We start from the raw sequence: 17,090 nt of genomic DNA, 5'->3' as shown, positions 1-17,090 counted from the left end.
CTTAATCATAGCTTCAAAGAAATTTGTCAAGAGCCTTCCTATTCCAATTGCTTGTCTTAGAAAGGACTTCTCGTCCTTTTCTGGTGCTTCAAGTTTCACGTTGTTTAATTTACAAGGTGCACGCGTCGTCGTCTTTACAGACGGCGGTGCGCTACATTGTAGCACACTCGCTTTTGCTTGTCAAGCCTCTTTTCAGAACTTTCGTTCTTCCAGGCTTTCATTCAAGCCGTTCGCTCTTGCAGCGGAACTTGTTTAGTTTACCACGCTCTTTCGAGCTTGTCAAGAACTTTTTTCAGCCATTTTCAGGGTTCTACCCATAAAAACGTTTGATTTCTGTTCTTTCAAAACCTGTTCCCTATCTTCAAGCGAACTCATTTAGTTTAGCACTTGCGTCTTGCTTTGTCAAGCACTTTTTTCAAATTCCATTCGAAGGCCGTCCGGCGTTCCGCTCGGTATCTCCGCTTTTCCTTTGCGTTTCAGTGCCCTGTCGTAAGGCGCTCAGATAGAATACCAGCTTCCGCGGCAATTGTCAACACCTTTTTTCGTTTTTCCCGGTTTTTCTTTTGCCCCGGTTTCCCGGTTGCGGTCGGCTTCCAAATATGATACCCTTATTTTACTTTTATTATTGATCCAAGAAACCGGAGGGAGCCCTTATGCCCATTAAAATTCCAGATTCCCTGCCCGCTACCGCAGTATTAGAGAGCGAAAACATCTTTGTCATGACCGAATACCGGGCCATGCACCAGGACATCCGCCCGCTGAGCGTGCTGATCCTGAATCTGATGCCCACCAAGATCGTCACCGAGACCCAGATCCTGCGCAAGCTCTCCAACACCCCGCTTCAAATCAAGGTAGAGCTGCTGCGCACGGCCAGCTATCAGTCCCAGCATACTGATGAGGACCATCTTTCCTCCTTCTACACCACCTTCGATCAGGTCCGTGAACAGAATTTCGACGGCCTGATCATCACCGGGGCACCGGTGGAGAACCTGGAATTCGACCAGGTGGAGTACTGGCCGGAGCTGTGTGAGATCATGACCTGGAGCCGTACGCATGTCCACTCCACCCTCCATATCTGCTGGGGAGCTCAGGCGGGGCTGTACTTCCATCACGGCATCCAGAAACGCACTCTGCCCCAAAAGCTCTTCGGCGTCTATGAGCACCGGGTACTCAAACCCAGTTCTCCCCTGTTCCGCGGCTTTGACGACGTGTTCTATGCGCCCCATTCCCGGTATACCGAGGTGTGGGAGCAGGATATCCGCAGCACGCCGGATCTGGAGCTCATTGCCGCCTCCTCGGAGGCAGGGGTGTACGCGGCAAAAACGGAAGACAGCCGGCAGTTTTTCGTACTGGGCCACCCGGAGTACGACCCGGATACGCTGGCCCGGGAATACTGGCGCGATGTGGACAAGGGTCTGGAGATCGCCGTCCCCGCCCATTACTTCCCCGGCGACGATCCCACCCGGGTGCCGGTGGTCCGCTGGCGCAGCGCCGGCCAGCTGCTCTATACCAACTGGCTGAATTACTACGTCTACCAGACGACCCCGTATGATCTGAAGCAGCTGTAATCTTCCTTGCGCCGCATCTCCGCGCCAGGAGCCGCTCTGCGGGCGGCTGCACTCTAGCCTCTCCAGAAGGCCATCCCGCGCTTGCGCGCTCCCCCTTCACGCATCGGCACCCCAAGGGCGCTCGGGCACAGGCGCGGGCAGGCGGCGGAAGCAAATCAGAATCCGTCCCTTCCAGGGACACCGGGTTCCCCCGGGGCGGATGTGCCGCCACGGTCTGTACCAAATATGTGCCACCGGCGCCTGTTCTTACGCTGCGGCCCTGGGAATGACCCCTCTGATGAAATTTCTGCCGGCTGCTTGGCAAGAAGTCGGGGGGAAACGTTCGTGCAGCCTTTTCGACAAGCTGAGGGCGGGGCCCGCACAGATGTGCGGGCCCCGCCCTTTTACCGGTCTGCTTATGTGCGCATGGAGTCCATGATGGCATCGGCCAGAGTGTCCAGCTCCACCGCCTTGTCGGCGTGGAGCGAAGAGGCCATGGACAGACGCTCGTTGAGCACGGTCATGTTCTTCATTTCCTCATCAATGAACTTCTGCATCAGGTCCCCGGACTTGCAGGCCCAGGAGCCGTTCTCGACGAGAGCGAAGGTGCGGTTTTGCAGGTTGAGCGCCTTCATGTCCGCGAGGAAGTTGTGCATGACCGGATAGATCCCCAGGTTATAGGTCACGCTGGCCAGCACGATATGGCTGTACTTGAACGCCTCGGAGATCAGATAGGAGACGTGGGTATTGGATACGTCGTAAACGGCCACCTTGGTGCAGCCCTTCTCGCACAGGCGGGCGGCCAGGGCCTGGGCGGCGGCCTCGGTATTTCCATACATGGAGGCATAGGCGATCATGACGCCCTGCTCCTCCGGCGCGTAGCGGCTCCATTTGTCGTATTTGTCGATCAGATAGCCCAGGTCGGAGCGCCATACGGGCCCATGGAGGGGACAGACGAACTTGATCTGGTCCAGAATGCCCGCGGCCTTGCCCAGCAGCTTCTGGACATGGGGGCCGTATTTGCCCACGATGTTGGTGAAATAACGCCGCGCCTCGTCCAGCCAGTCCCGGTCGAACGCCACCTCGTCATTAAAAAGCTTGCCGTCCAGAGCAATAAAGGAGCCGAAGGCGTCGGCGGAGAAAAGCGCTCCATTCGCGCGGTCAAAGGTGAGCATCGCTTCCGGCCAGTGAACCATGGGGGCGGCAATGAAGGTGACGGTATGCCCGCCGAAGGTGCAGGTATCCCCCTCCTTGACCTCCACCAGCTCATGACCGTCCACGTGGAAGCCGAACTGGCGCATAAGCATGAAGGCCTTTTCGGTGGCGATGAGCTTCAGATTGGGATAGCGCCGCAGCAGCTCCTCGATGGAGGCCCCGTGATCCGGCTCCATATGGTTGATGACCAGGCAGTCCAGCGCCCGCTCGCCCAGCAGGTGCTCCAGATTCTCCAGCAGCTGGCGGCAGGCCGACCAATCCACCGTGTCGAAGAGCACGCTCTGCTCATCCAGCAGGAGGTAGGCGTTGTAGGAGACGCCCCTGGGGATGGGATGGATATTTTCGAACAGAGTCGTCCTGTGGTCGTTGGCGCCTACCCAATACAGATCTTTCGTCACTTCGCGTACGCAGTACATGTTCGTTCCTCCTTCTGCGTTCATGCCCGGATGAACTGATGCTTGCCCTCCGCGCATTCCGGGCAGACCCAGTCCTCAGGCAGCTTTTCAAACAGGGTGCCGGGGGCGATCTCAGCGTCCTCGTCGCCCAATTCAGGAATGTATTCATAACCACAGCCGCCGCAGATATACCGGGGCCCAATGGGCTCGGCCCTGGGAGGCTGGGGCCGCTTCATCTTGACCATGGGGGGCGCGCTCTGTTTCTTGCCGGTGCCAAGGGCCTCGGCCAGAAGGGGCAGGACCTCGTTCACGTCGCCCACGATGCCGTAGTCGCAGTTTTTGAAGATGGGGGCGTTTCCGTTCTTGTTGATGGCCACGATGGTAGAGGCGTCCTTGATGCCCTTGAGATGCTGCGTGGCGCCCGAGATGCCGCAGGCGATGTACAGGTTGCCGGTAAACTTCTGTCCGGACATGCCCACATAGCGGTCCAACGAGACGTATTTCAGCGTCTCCGCCACAGGGCGGGAGGAGCCGATGGCCGCGCCGGCAGCGTGGGCCAGCGCCTCAATGAGCTTCATGTTCTTCTGCGGCCCGATGCCCTTACCGGCGGAGACCACCCGCTCGGCCTGGGGGATGGGGGTATCGGCGGGGATGCCCACCGTAAAGTCGTAGCCGTCCTTCTTCAGCGCCTGGACCAGCGCGTCCACGCTCTCCTGCGCGTCTCCCTTGAAGAGGATCTTCTTGCGCACGCCGGTGACGGGCGCGGGCTTCTTGGGCCGGCTGGAGGAGCCGCCCTCGCTCTTGGGTGCCTTGCCCAGGATATGGGAGGCGATGACCACCCGTTGGATCTCGTTGGTCCCCTCATAGATCGTGGTGATCTTGGCGTCGCGGTACATGCGCTCCACATCCATGCCCTTGAGGTAGCCGGTGCCGCCGTAGATCTGCAGGGCGTCGTTGGTCACCTCCAGCGCGATATCGGAGGCGTACTGCTTGGCCATGGCGGACTCCATGCCGTAGGGCTCGTGGCGCTCCTTCAGGTCGGCGGCGGAATAGACCAGCAGCCGGGCGCAACGGAGCTTGGTGGCCATGTCGGCCAGCTTAAAGGAGATCGCCTGCTGGAAGCCAATGGGTTTTCCGAACTGTACCCGCTCCTTGGCGTACTCCACTGCGGACTCGTAAGCCCCCTGGGCGATGCCCAGCGCCTGGGCCGCAATGCCGATCCGCCCGCCGTCCAGGGTGGCCATGGCGATCTTGAAGCCGTCGCCCTCCCGGCCCAGCAGGTTTTCCTTGGGCACCTTTACATCGTTGAAGATCAGCTCCGCCGTAGTGGAGGACCGGATTCCCATTTTATCATAATGATCGCCAAATTCAAAGCCCTTCCAGCCTTTTTCCACAATAAAAGCTGAAATGCCCCGGGTACCGATATCGGGCGTGGTGACGGCGAAAACCACGTAGGTGTCCGCCTTGGGGGCGTTGGTGATGAAAATCTTGCCCCCGTTGAGGACGTAGTGGTCCCCCCGGTCCACGGCGGTGGTCTCGGTGCCGCCGGCATCCGAACCCGCGTTTGGCTCGGTCAGGCCGAAGGCGCCGATCTTCTCGCCCCTGGCCAGGGGAACCAGATACTTGCGCTTCTGCTCCTGCGTCCCGTAGGCGAAGATAGGCCAGGAGCCCAGGGACACGTGGGCGGACAGGATGACGCCCGCGCCTGCGTCCACCCGGGCCAGTTCTTCCACGGCGATGGCGTAGCTGAGCACGTCCAGTCCCGCGCCCCCGTATTCCGCCGGGTAGGGAATGCCCATCAGGCCCATCTCCCCCAGCTTCTTGACCGCCTCGTCCGGGAACTGGTTGCCCTGGTCCAGGGTAAATGCGACGGGCTTGATCTCGCGCTCCGCAAACGCGCGGAGCTTGGCGCGCAGCGCCTCGTGGTCCTGTGTGGTCTGGAACAACATTTGGGTAACCTCCTTCTGCAATGCATACGGTATGCCTATATTAGATAAATTTTATCTAAATTCAACGTAAACGGCACGGTGCCCCGCCCTCATGCCAAAAGCTCCTCCAGGCTGTGCGCATGCAGCTGCGCATCCAAGCGGCGCTGGATTTCCCCCAGCCTTGCGTGGACCGAGCAGCCGCCATGCGCGGCCCGCCAGGGGCAGGCATATTCCGCCTCCATGCAGGAGCTAATGTTGCTGTCTTCCTCCATGGCGCGCAGCAGGTCGTACAACGTGGTCTGCGTCAAGTCCGCCGTCAGCCGGCAGCCGCCCTCAGCCCCCCGGGATACCTGCACCATACCGGCTGCCGAGAGCTTCTTGACGATTTTGTAGGCAAAGGGCTGGGGCACCATCTCCCGCCGGGCCAGCTCGCCCACGCTATACTGCTCCCCGTCCCGCAGCGTGCGCAGCAGGCGCAGTGCATAGTCGCTTTCCCGCGTGATGAGCATGACCCCCGCCTCCTTCTGTTCTGACGTTACCTTATCATATTGGATAAATTTTGTCAAGTATTATTCCTCCAATTGGTATGCAAAAACAAAACGGTTGAAATACCCGCGCAATTCCGATACTATGGACGTGTGACCGATCCAATTTGGAACAGGAGGCGCTCCCCATGAACATCACTTATGAAGACGTACGTCAGAATCCGGAGGTACGCACCTACATCACGCAGGCGGACCGTTCCCTGCTGGCCCGGGGCTTCACGGAGCACAGCTTTGCCCATGTGACCCGCTGCGCCGAGACCGCCGCCGCTATTCTGGCACAGCTGGGGTACGGTTCTCAGGATACCGAGCTGGCCCGCATCGCCGGGTTTATGCACGACATCGGCAATGTGGTCAACCGCCACGACCATGCCCTTACCGGCGGAGTGATGGCCTTCCGCATCCTGGACAAAATGGGAATGGAGCCGGAGCAAACCGCCGCCGTGATCACCGCCATCGGCAACCACGACGACGCTACCGCCTTCCCGGTCAACCCCATCGCCGCCGCCCTCATCCTGGCCGACAAGACCGACGTGCGCCGCAGCCGGGTACGCAATAAAGAACACCAGAGCTTCGATATCCACGACCGGGTCAATTATGCCGCCGAGCGCTCGGATCTGGAGCTGGATGCGCAGCGGCGCACCATCACCCTGTCCCTGACCATCAACACGGAATTCTGCGCCGTCATGGATTATTTTGAGATCTTTCTGGAGCGGATGCTCCTGTGCCGCCGGGCGGCGGAGTTTCTGGAGCTGACCTTTAAGCTGGACATCAACGGACTCAATCTGCTCTGATCCGCCCGGCCTTGCAGCACGGGTCAAACCAGAATCGGGCGCGGCCGGCCGGCCGCGCCCGATTGCCGATCTTGTTTTTTCCGACCCCACACGCAGCGGAGGGTTTCCGCGCAAGTTCCCCCAGACACAGCACAACCCCCCGGCCATCCAGCGTGACCGGGGGGCTACACCTGAGCCTGGGGTTCAATCACTACGCGTTACCTCTTCTTTCTCTGGATTTTGCTGCGCCGGAATCAAAAGGATGGAGAAATTCCCGTGTTCCCTGTTTCCTGTAACACTTCGGCACGCTATAGGATCCTGTCTTCGGCAAATTCTCGCGTCTGAGGCTTTCCTTTGGTGCGGCTCACTCCATTGAGCAGGGGTTCGGAACAGATACCAACCGGAATTTCATTTTCCTGCGATTCGCTGCGCGGGGATGAAAAGAACCGAATGACTTTTATGAGCTTTGCTAGCCCACGGGACTCACTCCTTCCTTTCTGGCTATATTGTACTACCGAGCTCCATTTTTGTCAATACCTTTTTGTAGGAAAAATCAATTTAAGCGGACAGGCGCGGGAATTTCCCGCGCCCGTCCGCCTTTCTTCATCCCCGGAAAAAGAGCTGAAGGATCACGCCGTAGAGGACCGAAGCACTGATCCCGAAGACCAGCACGGGTCCGGCGATCACGAACATCTTGGCCCCTACGCCCATGACCAGCCCCTCGCTCTTGAACTCCAGGGCCGGGGCGACCATCGCGTTTGCAAATCCGGTGATGGGCACCAGAGTACCCGCTCCGGCATGTTTGGCCAGTTTGTCGAACAGGCCGAGGCCGGTGAACAGCGCCGCCAGAAAGATGAGGGTCACCGACACTGCGGTACCGGCGGCGGTCTCGCTCATCCCGCAGGCCTGGAACAGATTCAGCAGGCCCTGCCCGCCGGTGCAGATCAGCCCGCCGGTCACAAAGGCCCAGAGCAGATTCTTCCACAGGGGTGAGGGCTTGGATTTGGAATTGACGTATTGGCCGTATTCTTTGTTGGTCATATCCATGGATGGGCAACCTCCTTTGATCCAATCACAGCTTTTCCCTTGACAGGTTTCTTTATGCGTGCTACAATTCCTCTAGTAATTTACTAAATTACTAATTTACTGACAGGAGTCTTGACCATGGATATTCCAACCAACCTGAAGCACAAGCCGGTGGTCGTGGCGGAGGATTACGGGCGCATTGACGGCCGCTCCGCTTACGATTCCGACGCAAAGGGCCTCTCCCTGGGACTGGCCCAGTGGAACGACCGGGGCCGCGTGGACATTTCCGCCAAAGTCTGGCGGTATACCGGGGAAAAATGGTCCCGTCAATCGGAGGAACTGCCCCTGCACCGGGTGCTGGACCTGGCGATCCTTGCCTGCCGCGCCCAACTTTATTTTCAGGAGGAGGCCTACCGCTTTCCCAAGGGCTATGATCCGGAGCATCCTCAGATCGACCGGGTAGGTCTTCAGGGGGACGCCATGACTGTGGAGGTCTGCCGGCGCAACGGCCACATCGACGAGGATGTGCAGCTCTTCCAGCAGGCCCTGGCACGGGATGGGGAGCTGCTGGGCGAGCGGATGGCGGTGCTTGCCCGCATTCTGGGGGAGCTGGGTTACCATGGCTAAGACGCCGCGCCGAAAGGGGCTTTTCCTACCGGGAGCGGGAGGTGACGGGCGGCGTGTGCGCCGTCCGGAACACGGCCACCGGCCGTCTCCTGTTGCTGTCCGCCGCCGACCCCGCGGCCAGGCGCAAGCGTTTTGCCTTTGCAGCATCCACCGGCACTCCGCTTCTTCCCGCCCTGGCCGACGACTGGAGCCGATACGGGCGGGATTGCTTCGTCTTCGAGGTGCTGGAGACCCTAATGCGTGAGCCGGAGCAGGCCGAGGCCCAGTTCCGTGCGGAACTGGACGTTACCCGCCTGAGCGCCCGGGGCGCGTCCTTTTACTGAGGGGCGCCGGATCGCCCCGCACACGGCAGAAAGGCTGTGGGGATTGCCCGGACGGCAATCCCCACAGCCTTTCTGCGTCTCTTCTGTCTCGTTTCCGCCAGAAAGCCAGCCGCGCCCCTTCCCAGCGGCGCTTACCGCATGCTGTAAAGCAGCTTGGCCACCTCGCCGCGGGTCAGCGGGTCATTGGGACGGATCCGGTTGTTGTAGCCGCTGACCACGCCCTGGCCGGCAAGGCTCTTGACATAATCCGCGGCCCAGGAGGGCACCAACGCGGCATCGTCAAAGGTCAGCTCCGCCTGGGCATAGCCCTTGGCCTGGGTGCGTCCCAGGATGGCCATCGCCTCGGCCCGGCTGATGGTGGAAAGGGCCTTGACCTTCAAAACCCCGTTCTCCAGCGCCCCGTTTACGATGCCCAGGGCATACATGGCCTTGACCTCGTTCAGGGCCCATCCCGGCAGCTCCGCGCTGTCGGCAAAGGGGAGCTCCACGCCGGCATACTGGCTCAGATCCAGTCCCAGCCACCGGGCCGTCAGGGCAAAGAACTCGGCCCGGGTAATGTTCTTGTCCGGCTGATAAAGCAGGCTGCCGTCGGCGGCGGACACCCCGTTGGTGACGCCGGCGTCGTACAGGAAGGCGGCATAGGCGTCCGCCCAATGGCCGCCCATGTCCGTGAAGACCTGGGTCCGCTCCCCGGCGGGCAGCACGTCGGCGCTGGCGCGGGAGAGGTTGCCGCTGGCGTCCGCGGCGGAGACGGACACACGGTGATAGCCTGCATCGGCGGCGGGCAGGGTGGCGCTCAGGGTCCCCGTGCTTTCGTTCCAGGTAAAGCCCAGGCGCTCGCCGTCATAGGTCAGGGAAAGGTTTTTCTGTGGAATGCTCCGGTCCACATCGTCGGTCACCCTGGCGCTGACGGCGGCGCCGCTGACGGTAAGGGTGAGCGCGGGCGGCGTGGTATCGTGCATCTCCTCGTTGGAGACGGTAAACTGGTCCAGCCAGAGCGTGCCCGTCTGCTTGCCCTCCCCGCCGCCGTAGATCACGTCGAGGGCGGACACGGCCACGGCGCCCTCGGGCAGGGCGGCGGAGACATGCTTCCAGCCGGTGAAGTCCAGCGCGGTCAGCAGGAGCTGCCGGGACTGGAGGGACTGATCGGTAATGGTGGCCAGCAGGGTATTGCCCGAGCCGTCTCCATACACCCATACGCCCAGATAGCGCTCCCCGGCCGGGATGCTCAGCACGCCGGTCAGGCTGGCGGCGCCGCCCGCGGCGTCATAGTCCAGGCGCAGGCTCTTGCGTCCGTAACGCACGTAGTTCAGATCGCTCTCCGATGCAAAGGACGCGGTTTCGGTGGCGGCAAAGGCATACAAATCGCCCTCGCAGTCCTCCAGGGTATTCACATGTCCCGCCACGCTGATGGGGACGGTCACGGTCCTCCCGCCGGCGGAGACCGTCAGGTCGCCGCTGGCCGTCACCTGCCCCGCGGTGAAGACGCCGTTTGCATCCACGCTGCCCACCGCGGGATCCGCCGTCCAGGTATAATTAGCATCCTGGCTGACCAGGGCCATTTTCTTATAGACGGCGGAGGCCTTCAGGTCGACCTGTTCGCCCGGGTCCAGGTTCAGCGCCTCCACCTTGTCCCCGGTATCCTCCCGGGTAAGGGAAATGGCGTCCGGCGTGGCCACGGTGGTGATGTAGGCGCTGCCCGAGGCCCGGCCGTCGGAGGCGGTGACCTGAACAAAGCCGCTCTCGCTCCCGGCGGTGAAAACACCGCTGTCATCCACCGCTCCGCCGCCGCTGGTCACGCTCCAGCCCACGCTCGCGCCGGTCATGGCGTAGAAGTGGCTGTCCACCCCCGTGGCCGTCAGATTCAGCGTTGCGCCGGAGAGCACCATGCTGTCGGCGGGGGTCACATAGTAGGAGGCCAGCTCCCCCGTCGGCGCCAGCTCAGTGGTCAGGAAGATGGCGTTGGAATTGGCCCGCTGAGTCCCGTCGGAGGGGCTGGTGATCACCTGCATGCCGCTCTGGTCGGGATACGTAACGCCCAGCGTGGTGGAGCCGCCGCCGTCCAGGCAGACCGCCTCCACGCAGCCCAGCTCCACCAGACGCTTGGCGCACTGGGTCAGGGTGGCCCCCACACTGTAGCCGGGCTGCTTGCCGTCCACGGTGTAAAAGACCAGGCTGCCATCGGCCCTGATGCCCACGGCGGAGCGCGCGGTCTGCTCGGCGTTGAGCCCGCTCTCCACCACGCCGCCCGTGACCAGCTTGTACATGCCGCCTACCGCCTGGGTCACGCTGTCCCAGCGGCTGTCCGGGCTGGTGGCGGAGAGCGTCACCGTGTCTCCCGCCTGAAGGGCGCGCAGGGCGGCCAAAAGCTCCGCCTTATCCTTGCCGTTGAGCGTGAGCACCAGCTTTCCTTCCGGGATCGCCGCCGCGCCGGTGGACTCCAGCACCTGTTCCACCGTGCACGTCAGCTGGCTGCCGATCTTCAGCTGAGGGACCTGTCCGGTGACGGGGTCGGCCGCCGGGGACAGGATCACATCCACCCCCGCCTCGGTGTTCTGGGTGGTGGAGGCAAAATCGCTGGTCAGCAGGGTCAGCCCGCCGCTGCCGTCGGAGGCGGAGGGCTTGCGCACCTTGTTCACGCCGCCGCTGACGGAGTAGACCTGCCCGCCCAACACGGCGGCCACGCTCACGTTGGGGGTGCCGATAAAGGCGGTGCCGTCGGCGCGGAAGCCGATGGCCCAGGAGACGTTGTAGGGCTGGGTGGAACGCAGCACGCCGTCGGTGACCAAAAGCCCGACGGGCGCGCCGGTGGCCAGCACATAAAAGTCCCCGTTGATGCCGGAGACCACCCGCCTGCCCTGGCTCTCCAGGCCCTGCGCCATGCTGGTCAGGGTGGCGCGGGTGAGCACCTTGCTGCCGTAGGCCACCGTTGGCGTGACGTTCTCATTCGGGGCATAGGTAATGTAGTGCTCCGTGCGCAGGTCGGAGTAAGTATCGCTCCAGAAGATGTTTTTTCCCAGCTCCGTCCCCTGGGACAGGGGCACGCGCCCTGTGTGGATCTCCCAGCCCAGGGCATCGGAGGCCGAGGCGCCCGCCGCGCCCGCCGTCATCAGAAGGGCCAGGCCGAAGGCCGCGCCCCGTTGCATCCATCGCTTCATCCAGTTCCTCCTGTGTGTTTCCATGGTCTCCCCGGGAAGGCGGGGCGGCACGCCTGCCGGCGCCCGCCTCGGCCCGAACCGCCCGATCGCCCCTTGCCCGCCGGGGGTACGGCGCTTACGAGATAACAGACGTTATGTTAACACAAAAGTTCCCGCCTGTAAACAGGCGGGAACCTCGTATTCGGTCAAACGGCCGGATGTCCGTGCAGGAATGCGAGAAACGCTTGCATAACACAACGTCCCCGGCAGCGTTTCAGCGCCGTCTCCGCGCCAAGGTCCCTCCGGAGTGCTTTCCCGCGCCGCGCGCTCCCCTTGACGCGCATGCGCCCGCCGCCGGACGGAAGGCCGCGGGCGGGCGCTTGCGGCGGCGCAGTACGCGCGGTGGGCTGCAGCCTCTCGGAAAGCCGCTTGCATTTTCAAGCAGTATTTCCCGCAATTCTTACCTTTTTCTTACGGCTGGGGCGCGCTCTGCTCCGGCCTTCCCCGGCGCAGGCGGGGCAGGGTATTGTTCAAAGTCGCCTCTTCCTGGGCGGTCATCAGTTCGCCGATCAGCTGGTTGGAGACCAAAAACCCCTTCGGGGTCAAATTCCAGCGGCGGTCATGGCGTTCGGCCCAGCCCTGCCGCTCGTATTCTTCCAGAAGCTGTTCGATGGGATCGAAGTTCATGAAATACTCCCTGCGGTACTCCCACTCCTCGATGCCCCGTGTGGTGCGCAGGCGGAGCATCAGATACTCGCCCCCCCGCTCCCGCTGCGGGATGAGCTCAGACTCGTCGATGACCGCGCCTCCCTCCAGCACGCCGGTGATATACCGGTCCAGGTCCCGCACGAACGAGTAGCGCCGCCCGCCGAAGTCGGAGTGGGCGCCGGGCCCGAATCCGATATAGGGCCGCCCCATCCAGTATTTCAGGTTGTGCCGGGACTGGAAGCCGGAGCGGGCGAAGTTGGAGACCTCGTATTGCCGGTAGCCCTCCCTTGCCAGCCGGTCCACCATCCACAGATACAAATCGGCCTGGACGTCGTCGTCGGGCAGCCGCTCTCCCCGGATCACCCGGTCGTCCAGCGGCGTGCCCGGCTCCACCTTCAGCCCGTAGCAGGACAGATGCTCCGGGCGCAGGGAAAGCGCCTGCTCCACCGTATCCTGCCACCCCTCCATGTCCTGGCCGGGCAGCCCGTAGATCAGGTCCAGGCTGATGTTCTTGAATTTCGCCGTCCGGGCCGCCGCCACCGCCTCCTGGGCCTGGCGGAAGGTGTGCGCCCGGCGGAGGTTCTGCAATTCGCAGTCGTGGGCGGACTGCACCCCCAGGGAGATGCGGTTGGCCCCGGCCCTGCGCAGGGCGATCAGATCCCGGCGGTTTATGCTGTCCGGGTTGCACTCTACGGTGATCTCCGCGTCCTTGGCCAGATCGAAGCGCTTGCCGATCAGCCGCAGCAGCTCTTTCAGGCGGCGGCTGCCATAAAAGCTGGGCGTACCGCCGCCGAAATAGACGGTATCCACCTGCCAGCCGCGGGTCAGGGGCGCAGTTTCCTTCATGTGGGTCATCAGGGCCTTCTGGTAGTCGTCCATGCGCTCCTCACGTCCCGCCAGGGAGTAAAAATCGCAGTAGTCGCATTTGCTGCGGCAGAAGGGGATGTGGATATAGAGGCCCAGCTTTTCCGGCATGGGGCTCACCTCGCTTTGCTGTACCTTCGTGTTCGTAAGGATTATAGCACAGCCCGGCGCATTTGAAAAGCAGGCCGGGCAATGTTATACTGTATCCCATGGATTCCCTGGAAAGGAGGCGGTACCATGGCGGAACACGCGCCCCGCCGTCTGGCGCTGACCGTAGCGCCGGAACAGGCCGGCAAAACAGTGGATACCCTGCTGCGCCGCGGCTTGGGGCTCTCCGGTACGCTCATCCGGCACGTCAAATGGCTGGAGGACGGTATCCTGCTGGACGGCGTGCGGGTCCATACGGACCGGCGGGCGGCGGCGGGGCAGCTGCTCTCGGTCCGTGTATCCGACGATGTGCGCCGCAGCGGCATCGTGTCTGCCCCCGGGGCGCTGGACATCGTGTACGAGGATGCGGACCTTCTGGTGCTCAACAAGGCCCCCGGCGTCCCCTGCCATCCGGGCCCGGGGCATTTTGACGATACGCTGGGTAATTTTCTCCTGTATTATTACGATCAGTCGGGTGAGTGCGCCGACTATCACCCCGTCCACCGGCTGGACCGGGGCACCAGCGGCCTGATGGTGGTCGCCAAGCACCCCCACGCGCAGGAGCGCCTCAAGCGCGCGCTGCACACGAGTGCCTTTCGCCGGGGCTATCTGGCGGTATGCCAGGGCGTCCCCGTCCCGGCGGAGGGCGTCGTGGACGCCCCCATCGGCCCGGTGCCCGGCTCGCTGATGGCACGGCGGATCGACCCCGCCGGGCAGAGCGCCCGTACCCGCTACCAGGTCCTGTGCGCTGCCCATGGCCGCGCCCTGGTGCGCCTGGAGCTGGACACCGGGCGCACCCACCAGATCCGGGTCCACATGGCTTCCCTGGGCTGTCCTCTGACCGGAGACTTTCTCTACGGCACGGAGGAGCGCGCCCTCATTTCCCGTCCGGCGCTCCACTCCGCCCGCCTCTCCCTGCGCCATCCCATCACGGGGGCGGCCCTTTCCTGGCAGCTCCCCCTGCCGGAGGATATGAAGCGGCTGCTGGAGTGAGCCGGGCGCGTTCAGCGCAGGACCCCGGCCCGTTCCAGCCCGCAGATGGTCTTCCATTTCCCGCTGCGCCAGCGCAGGGCGCACAGGACGCCCCGCAGGATCAGGTCTGCGGCCATCGCGGTCCATACGCCGGCCAGGCCCATGCCCGCCCGGTACACCAGGATGGGCGCCAGCACGATGCGCACGCCCCACATGCAGAGCAGCCCCACCACCATGGGGAAGCGCACGTCGTGCGCGCCCCGCAGGGCGCCCGACAGGATGATGGACAGGGCGAAGAAGGGCTCGGACACCGACACGATGCGCAGCATCAGGGCAGCCTGGGCCACCACCTCGGCGTCGGAGTTGAACAGGGCGGCCAGATAAGGGGCCAGCAGAAACAGGGCCACCGCCGTGCCCAGCGTGAGGAAGAAGCCCAGCAGGGCGGCCAGCCTGCCGTAGGCCTGGGCGTCTTCCGCGCTGCCCGCACCCACCGCCTGCCCCACCAGGGCGATGCCCGCGAAGGAGATGCCGTAGGCGGGCAGATAGCACAGTCCCTCCGCGGTGGTGGCGATATGGTTGGCCGCCAGGGCCACGGTGCTCAGAGAGGCCACCACGGCGGTCATGGCGATCTGGCCCAGATTGATGGTGCAGCGTTCGGCGGCGGTGGGCACCCCAAGGTGGACGGCCTGCCGGATGATGGCCCGGTCGGGCCGGAAGCTGTCGTGCAGCGAGATCCGGAAGCGCTCCCCCTGCCGGAACCCGGCGATGAGCAGCGCGCCCCCCGCGAAGGCCAGGGCGGCGGCGGAGGCGATGGCCGCGCCGGTGACCCCCAGCCCCGCGCCGGGGAGGGTCACCGGCGCCCCGAAGAGGACGGCCGTCCGGGTGGGGTAGATGAGGAAAAAGTTGAGCACGATATTGATGAGATTGGCCGCCGTGTTGAAGTACAGCGGGGCCTTTGTATTGCCCATGCACCGCAGGATGGCGGAGAAGATGTAGCCGGCGGCGATAAAGGGCATGGCCATGGTGTAGCACCGCAGGTAGGAGACCGCCTGGGGCAGCACCTCCGGCTTGGCGCCCAGCCACCGGGGGATCAGGGGGGCCAGCGCCTGGAAGAGCAAAAGGCCCAGAAAGCCCGTCACCAGGGTGGCCAGCACGCCCTGGCGGATGATCTGCCGGGCCCGCTCGTCGTCCCCCGCGCCGATGGCGTTGGACACCTGCACCGAGTACCCCACGCCCACGCCCACCAGCAATCCGCCGGACAGCCAGATGGGAGCGGCGTTCACTGATACGGCGGCGGTCCCCGCCGCGCCCATGACGCCTACCATAGCCGTATCCACGTAGCTGACCATGGTGGCCAATATCTGCTCGATAATGGCGGGCCAGGACAGCCGCCACATGACCTTCATGCGGCTGTCCCCCCGCCGTTTCTGCGTCTGCTCCATTGCAAACCTTCCTTTTCTGAATTGACACCCAGCCTCCGGCCGGGTGTTTTGCCCCGGCTCCGGCAGGGCTTACCCGGGCTTCTGCGTACCCTCCACCCCCGTCAGGTCAAAGGATGGGATGAATTCCGCTTCCGCCGCGCCCGGGTCCTGCGCAAAGCCCTCCAGGCCGAGCTGAGCCATGTACGCCTCGGCACGGCGCGCCTCGGACGGGCGCAGGCGGCGGTCGATCTCGGGAAATTCCGCCGCCCTGCCCCAGGGCACATACTGACCCATGAGGGAAAAGAGCACCGCGCCGGGCGGGAACTGCTCCGCGATCCAATCCATGACGGCTTTTGCCTCTTCCAGGCGGCCGGGCAGGATCAGATGCCGGATCAGCACCCCCCGCTTCAAAAGCCCGTCCTCCACCACGCAGGGCCCCGTCTGCCGGTACATCTCCAGGATGGCCGCCCGGGCGGTCTGCGGATAGTCCGGCGCCGCGGAGTAACGCCCGGCGGACGCCGGCGCGGCGTATTTGCAGTCCGGCAGATAGACCTGCACCTTTCCTTCCAGCATGCGCAGGGTCTCCAAGCGCTCGTACCCGCTGCTGTTCCACACCACCGGCACCGGCAGGGGCTCCTCCAGGGCCCGCGCCACGGCGTGGGCGAAGTGAGTGGGATTGACCAGATTAATGTTGTGGGCCCCCTGGGCGATCAGCTCCCCAAAGATCTCCCGCAGGCGCGCCACGGTGACGATCCTGCCGAAATCCCGGCGGCTGATCTGCTCGTTCTGGCAGAAGACGCACCCCAGCGGGCACCCGGAGAAAAACACCGTGCCGGAGCCGCGCGCCCCCGAAATAGGCGGCTCCTCCCAGCGGTGGAGGGCGGCGCGCGCCACCACCGGCAGGGCGGGCATCCGGCATGCCCCCGCCCCCGCCGTCTCCGTGCGCAGGGCATGGCACCGGCGTGGGCACAGGCTGCAGCGCATCGGCGCGTCCGCTCCGCCGCTCACCGCCGGACCTCCCGGCGCTCCGTGCGCCCCATGAGTCCATCGGCCGGTACGCCGTGACCGCCGGCGATAGGCCGCAGGTGAGCAGCCCCCCGCTCTCCCGCTTCAACCCGCTGGTATTGACGCAGCGCGCTCTCCGGGGCCGCTGCCGCGGCGCTCTGCGTGATTCCCCGCCTTGGGCGCAATTCCAGCCGTTTTTGACAAAAATCCATTGTTTCTCCCTGCTGTCGACCCAAAAGTCCATCATGTTTGTTCCAACTGCCAAGTTCCAAGGGGGATGCCTCTGTGTCCCCGGTCTTTTCGTTTTGATACGACCGCCGGATCGGCTCGCCCAAGCCGGAGCGCCGGCCGGAAGCGCTGCGGGAACGTCCGGCGGAGGCCCAGGCCGCTGTGCCTTCCGCCAGGGACTGCGGCCGGGCGTGCCCCGGTCCGCCGGAGGCATGGCCGGCGGCTTCATGGC

Annotated in this window: 15 protein-coding genes; 6 read left to right on the top strand and 9 right to left on the bottom strand. The window is 63.7% G+C overall.

All coding sequences use genetic code 11. From position 1 onward, the window contains the following. Both NE547_RS15430 and metA read left to right on the top strand, forming a co-directional pair. Window positions 1-256: hypothetical protein (locus NE547_RS15430; protein WP_256176351.1), on the top strand; the 256-nt coding region annotated here is incomplete at its 5' end. 397 nt (window positions 257-653) lie between these two features. Next, window positions 654-1,568, top strand: coding sequence for a homoserine O-succinyltransferase (metA, locus tag NE547_RS15425; protein WP_186908607.1), 915 nt, complete (start codon window positions 654-656; stop codon window positions 1,566-1,568). Window positions 1,569-1,963: 395 nt separating this feature from the next. Here metA and NE547_RS15420 read toward each other — a convergent pair whose 3' ends face one another. The 3 genes from NE547_RS15420 to NE547_RS15410 all read right to left on the bottom strand — a co-directional run bounded on the left by NE547_RS15420 (window position 1,964) and on the right by NE547_RS15410 (window position 5,651). After that, window positions 1,964-3,178, bottom strand: coding sequence for an FprA family A-type flavoprotein (locus NE547_RS15420; RefSeq protein ID WP_186908608.1), 1,215 nt, complete (start codon window positions 3,176-3,178; stop codon window positions 1,964-1,966). A 20-nt stretch (window positions 3,179-3,198) separates the two neighbouring features. Then, the gene (locus NE547_RS15415; RefSeq protein ID WP_256176350.1) at window positions 3,199-5,106 is read right to left on the bottom strand and encodes an acyl-CoA dehydrogenase family protein; all 1,908 of its coding nucleotides are present in this window, start codon (window positions 5,104-5,106) and stop codon (window positions 3,199-3,201) included. An 89-nt stretch (window positions 5,107-5,195) separates the two neighbouring features. Continuing rightward, entirely contained in the window at window positions 5,196-5,651 is a 456-nt protein-coding gene (locus tag NE547_RS15410; protein ID WP_243204836.1) for an Rrf2 family transcriptional regulator, read from the bottom strand. Between the two features lie 107 nt (window positions 5,652-5,758). On the opposite strand from NE547_RS15410, the gene NE547_RS15405 reads away from it, so the two are divergent. After that, complete coding sequence (locus NE547_RS15405; protein WP_256176349.1) at window positions 5,759-6,421, top strand: HD domain-containing protein; 663 nt, start codon at window positions 5,759-5,761, stop codon at window positions 6,419-6,421. Between the two features lie 582 nt (window positions 6,422-7,003). Here NE547_RS15405 and spoVAC read toward each other — a convergent pair. Next, a complete protein-coding gene (gene spoVAC / locus NE547_RS15400) occupies window positions 7,004-7,447 on the bottom strand; it encodes a stage V sporulation protein AC (protein WP_186908611.1) in 444 nt (147 codons plus the stop codon). Between the two features lie 117 nt (window positions 7,448-7,564). Here spoVAC and NE547_RS15395 point away from each other — a divergent pair, with 117 nt between their 5' ends. Beyond that, entirely contained in the window at window positions 7,565-8,053 is a 489-nt protein-coding gene (locus NE547_RS15395) for a DUF6530 family protein (protein ID WP_256176348.1), read from the top strand. A 41-nt stretch (window positions 8,054-8,094) separates the two neighbouring features. Next, entirely contained in the window at window positions 8,095-8,376 is a 282-nt protein-coding gene (locus NE547_RS15390) for a GIY-YIG nuclease family protein (protein ID WP_256176347.1), read from the top strand. A 131-nt stretch (window positions 8,377-8,507) separates the two neighbouring features. Here NE547_RS15390 and NE547_RS15385 read toward each other — a convergent pair whose 3' ends face one another. Together NE547_RS15385 and hemW are read right to left on the bottom strand one after the other, a co-directional pair. Then, complete coding sequence (locus NE547_RS15385; protein WP_256176346.1) at window positions 8,508-11,534, bottom strand: phosphodiester glycosidase family protein; 3,027 nt, start codon at window positions 11,532-11,534, stop codon at window positions 8,508-8,510. Between the two features lie 450 nt (window positions 11,535-11,984). Next, on the bottom strand, window positions 11,985-13,196 hold the full coding sequence (hemW, locus tag NE547_RS15380) for a radical SAM family heme chaperone HemW (protein WP_186908615.1): 1,212 nt from the start codon (window positions 13,194-13,196) through the stop codon (window positions 11,985-11,987). Between the two features lie 126 nt (window positions 13,197-13,322). Here hemW and NE547_RS15375 point away from each other — a divergent pair, with 126 nt between their 5' ends. Then, window positions 13,323-14,225 carry an RluA family pseudouridine synthase gene (locus NE547_RS15375; RefSeq protein WP_186908616.1) on the top strand — a complete coding sequence of 301 codons (903 nt, stop codon included), beginning with the start codon at window positions 13,323-13,325 and terminating at the stop codon, window positions 14,223-14,225. 11 nt (window positions 14,226-14,236) lie between these two features. On the opposite strand, the gene NE547_RS15370 is transcribed toward NE547_RS15375, so the two are convergent. The 3 genes from NE547_RS15370 to NE547_RS15360 form a co-directional block, all read right to left on the bottom strand. After that, window positions 14,237-15,646, bottom strand: coding sequence for an MATE family efflux transporter (locus tag NE547_RS15370; protein WP_186908617.1), 1,410 nt, complete (start codon window positions 15,644-15,646; stop codon window positions 14,237-14,239). Window positions 15,647-15,715: 69 nt separating this feature from the next. Then, complete coding sequence (locus NE547_RS15365; protein ID WP_186908634.1) at window positions 15,716-16,609, bottom strand: 4Fe-4S cluster-binding domain-containing protein; 894 nt, start codon at window positions 16,607-16,609, stop codon at window positions 15,716-15,718. A 20-nt stretch (window positions 16,610-16,629) separates the two neighbouring features. Beyond that, window positions 16,630-16,842 carry a hypothetical protein gene (locus NE547_RS15360; protein WP_186908618.1) on the bottom strand — a complete coding sequence of 71 codons (213 nt, stop codon included), beginning with the start codon at window positions 16,840-16,842 and terminating at the stop codon, window positions 16,630-16,632. Window positions 16,843-17,090: the final 248 nt, after the last annotated feature.

This window comes from Flavonifractor sp. DFI.6.63, assembly GCF_024462255.1.
Lineage (GTDB): Bacteria > Bacillota > Clostridia > Oscillospirales > Oscillospiraceae > Lawsonibacter_A > Lawsonibacter_A hominis.
The sequence above is the reverse complement of the archived record's forward strand: the minus strand, read 5'-3'. Positions and strand labels throughout refer to the sequence as shown.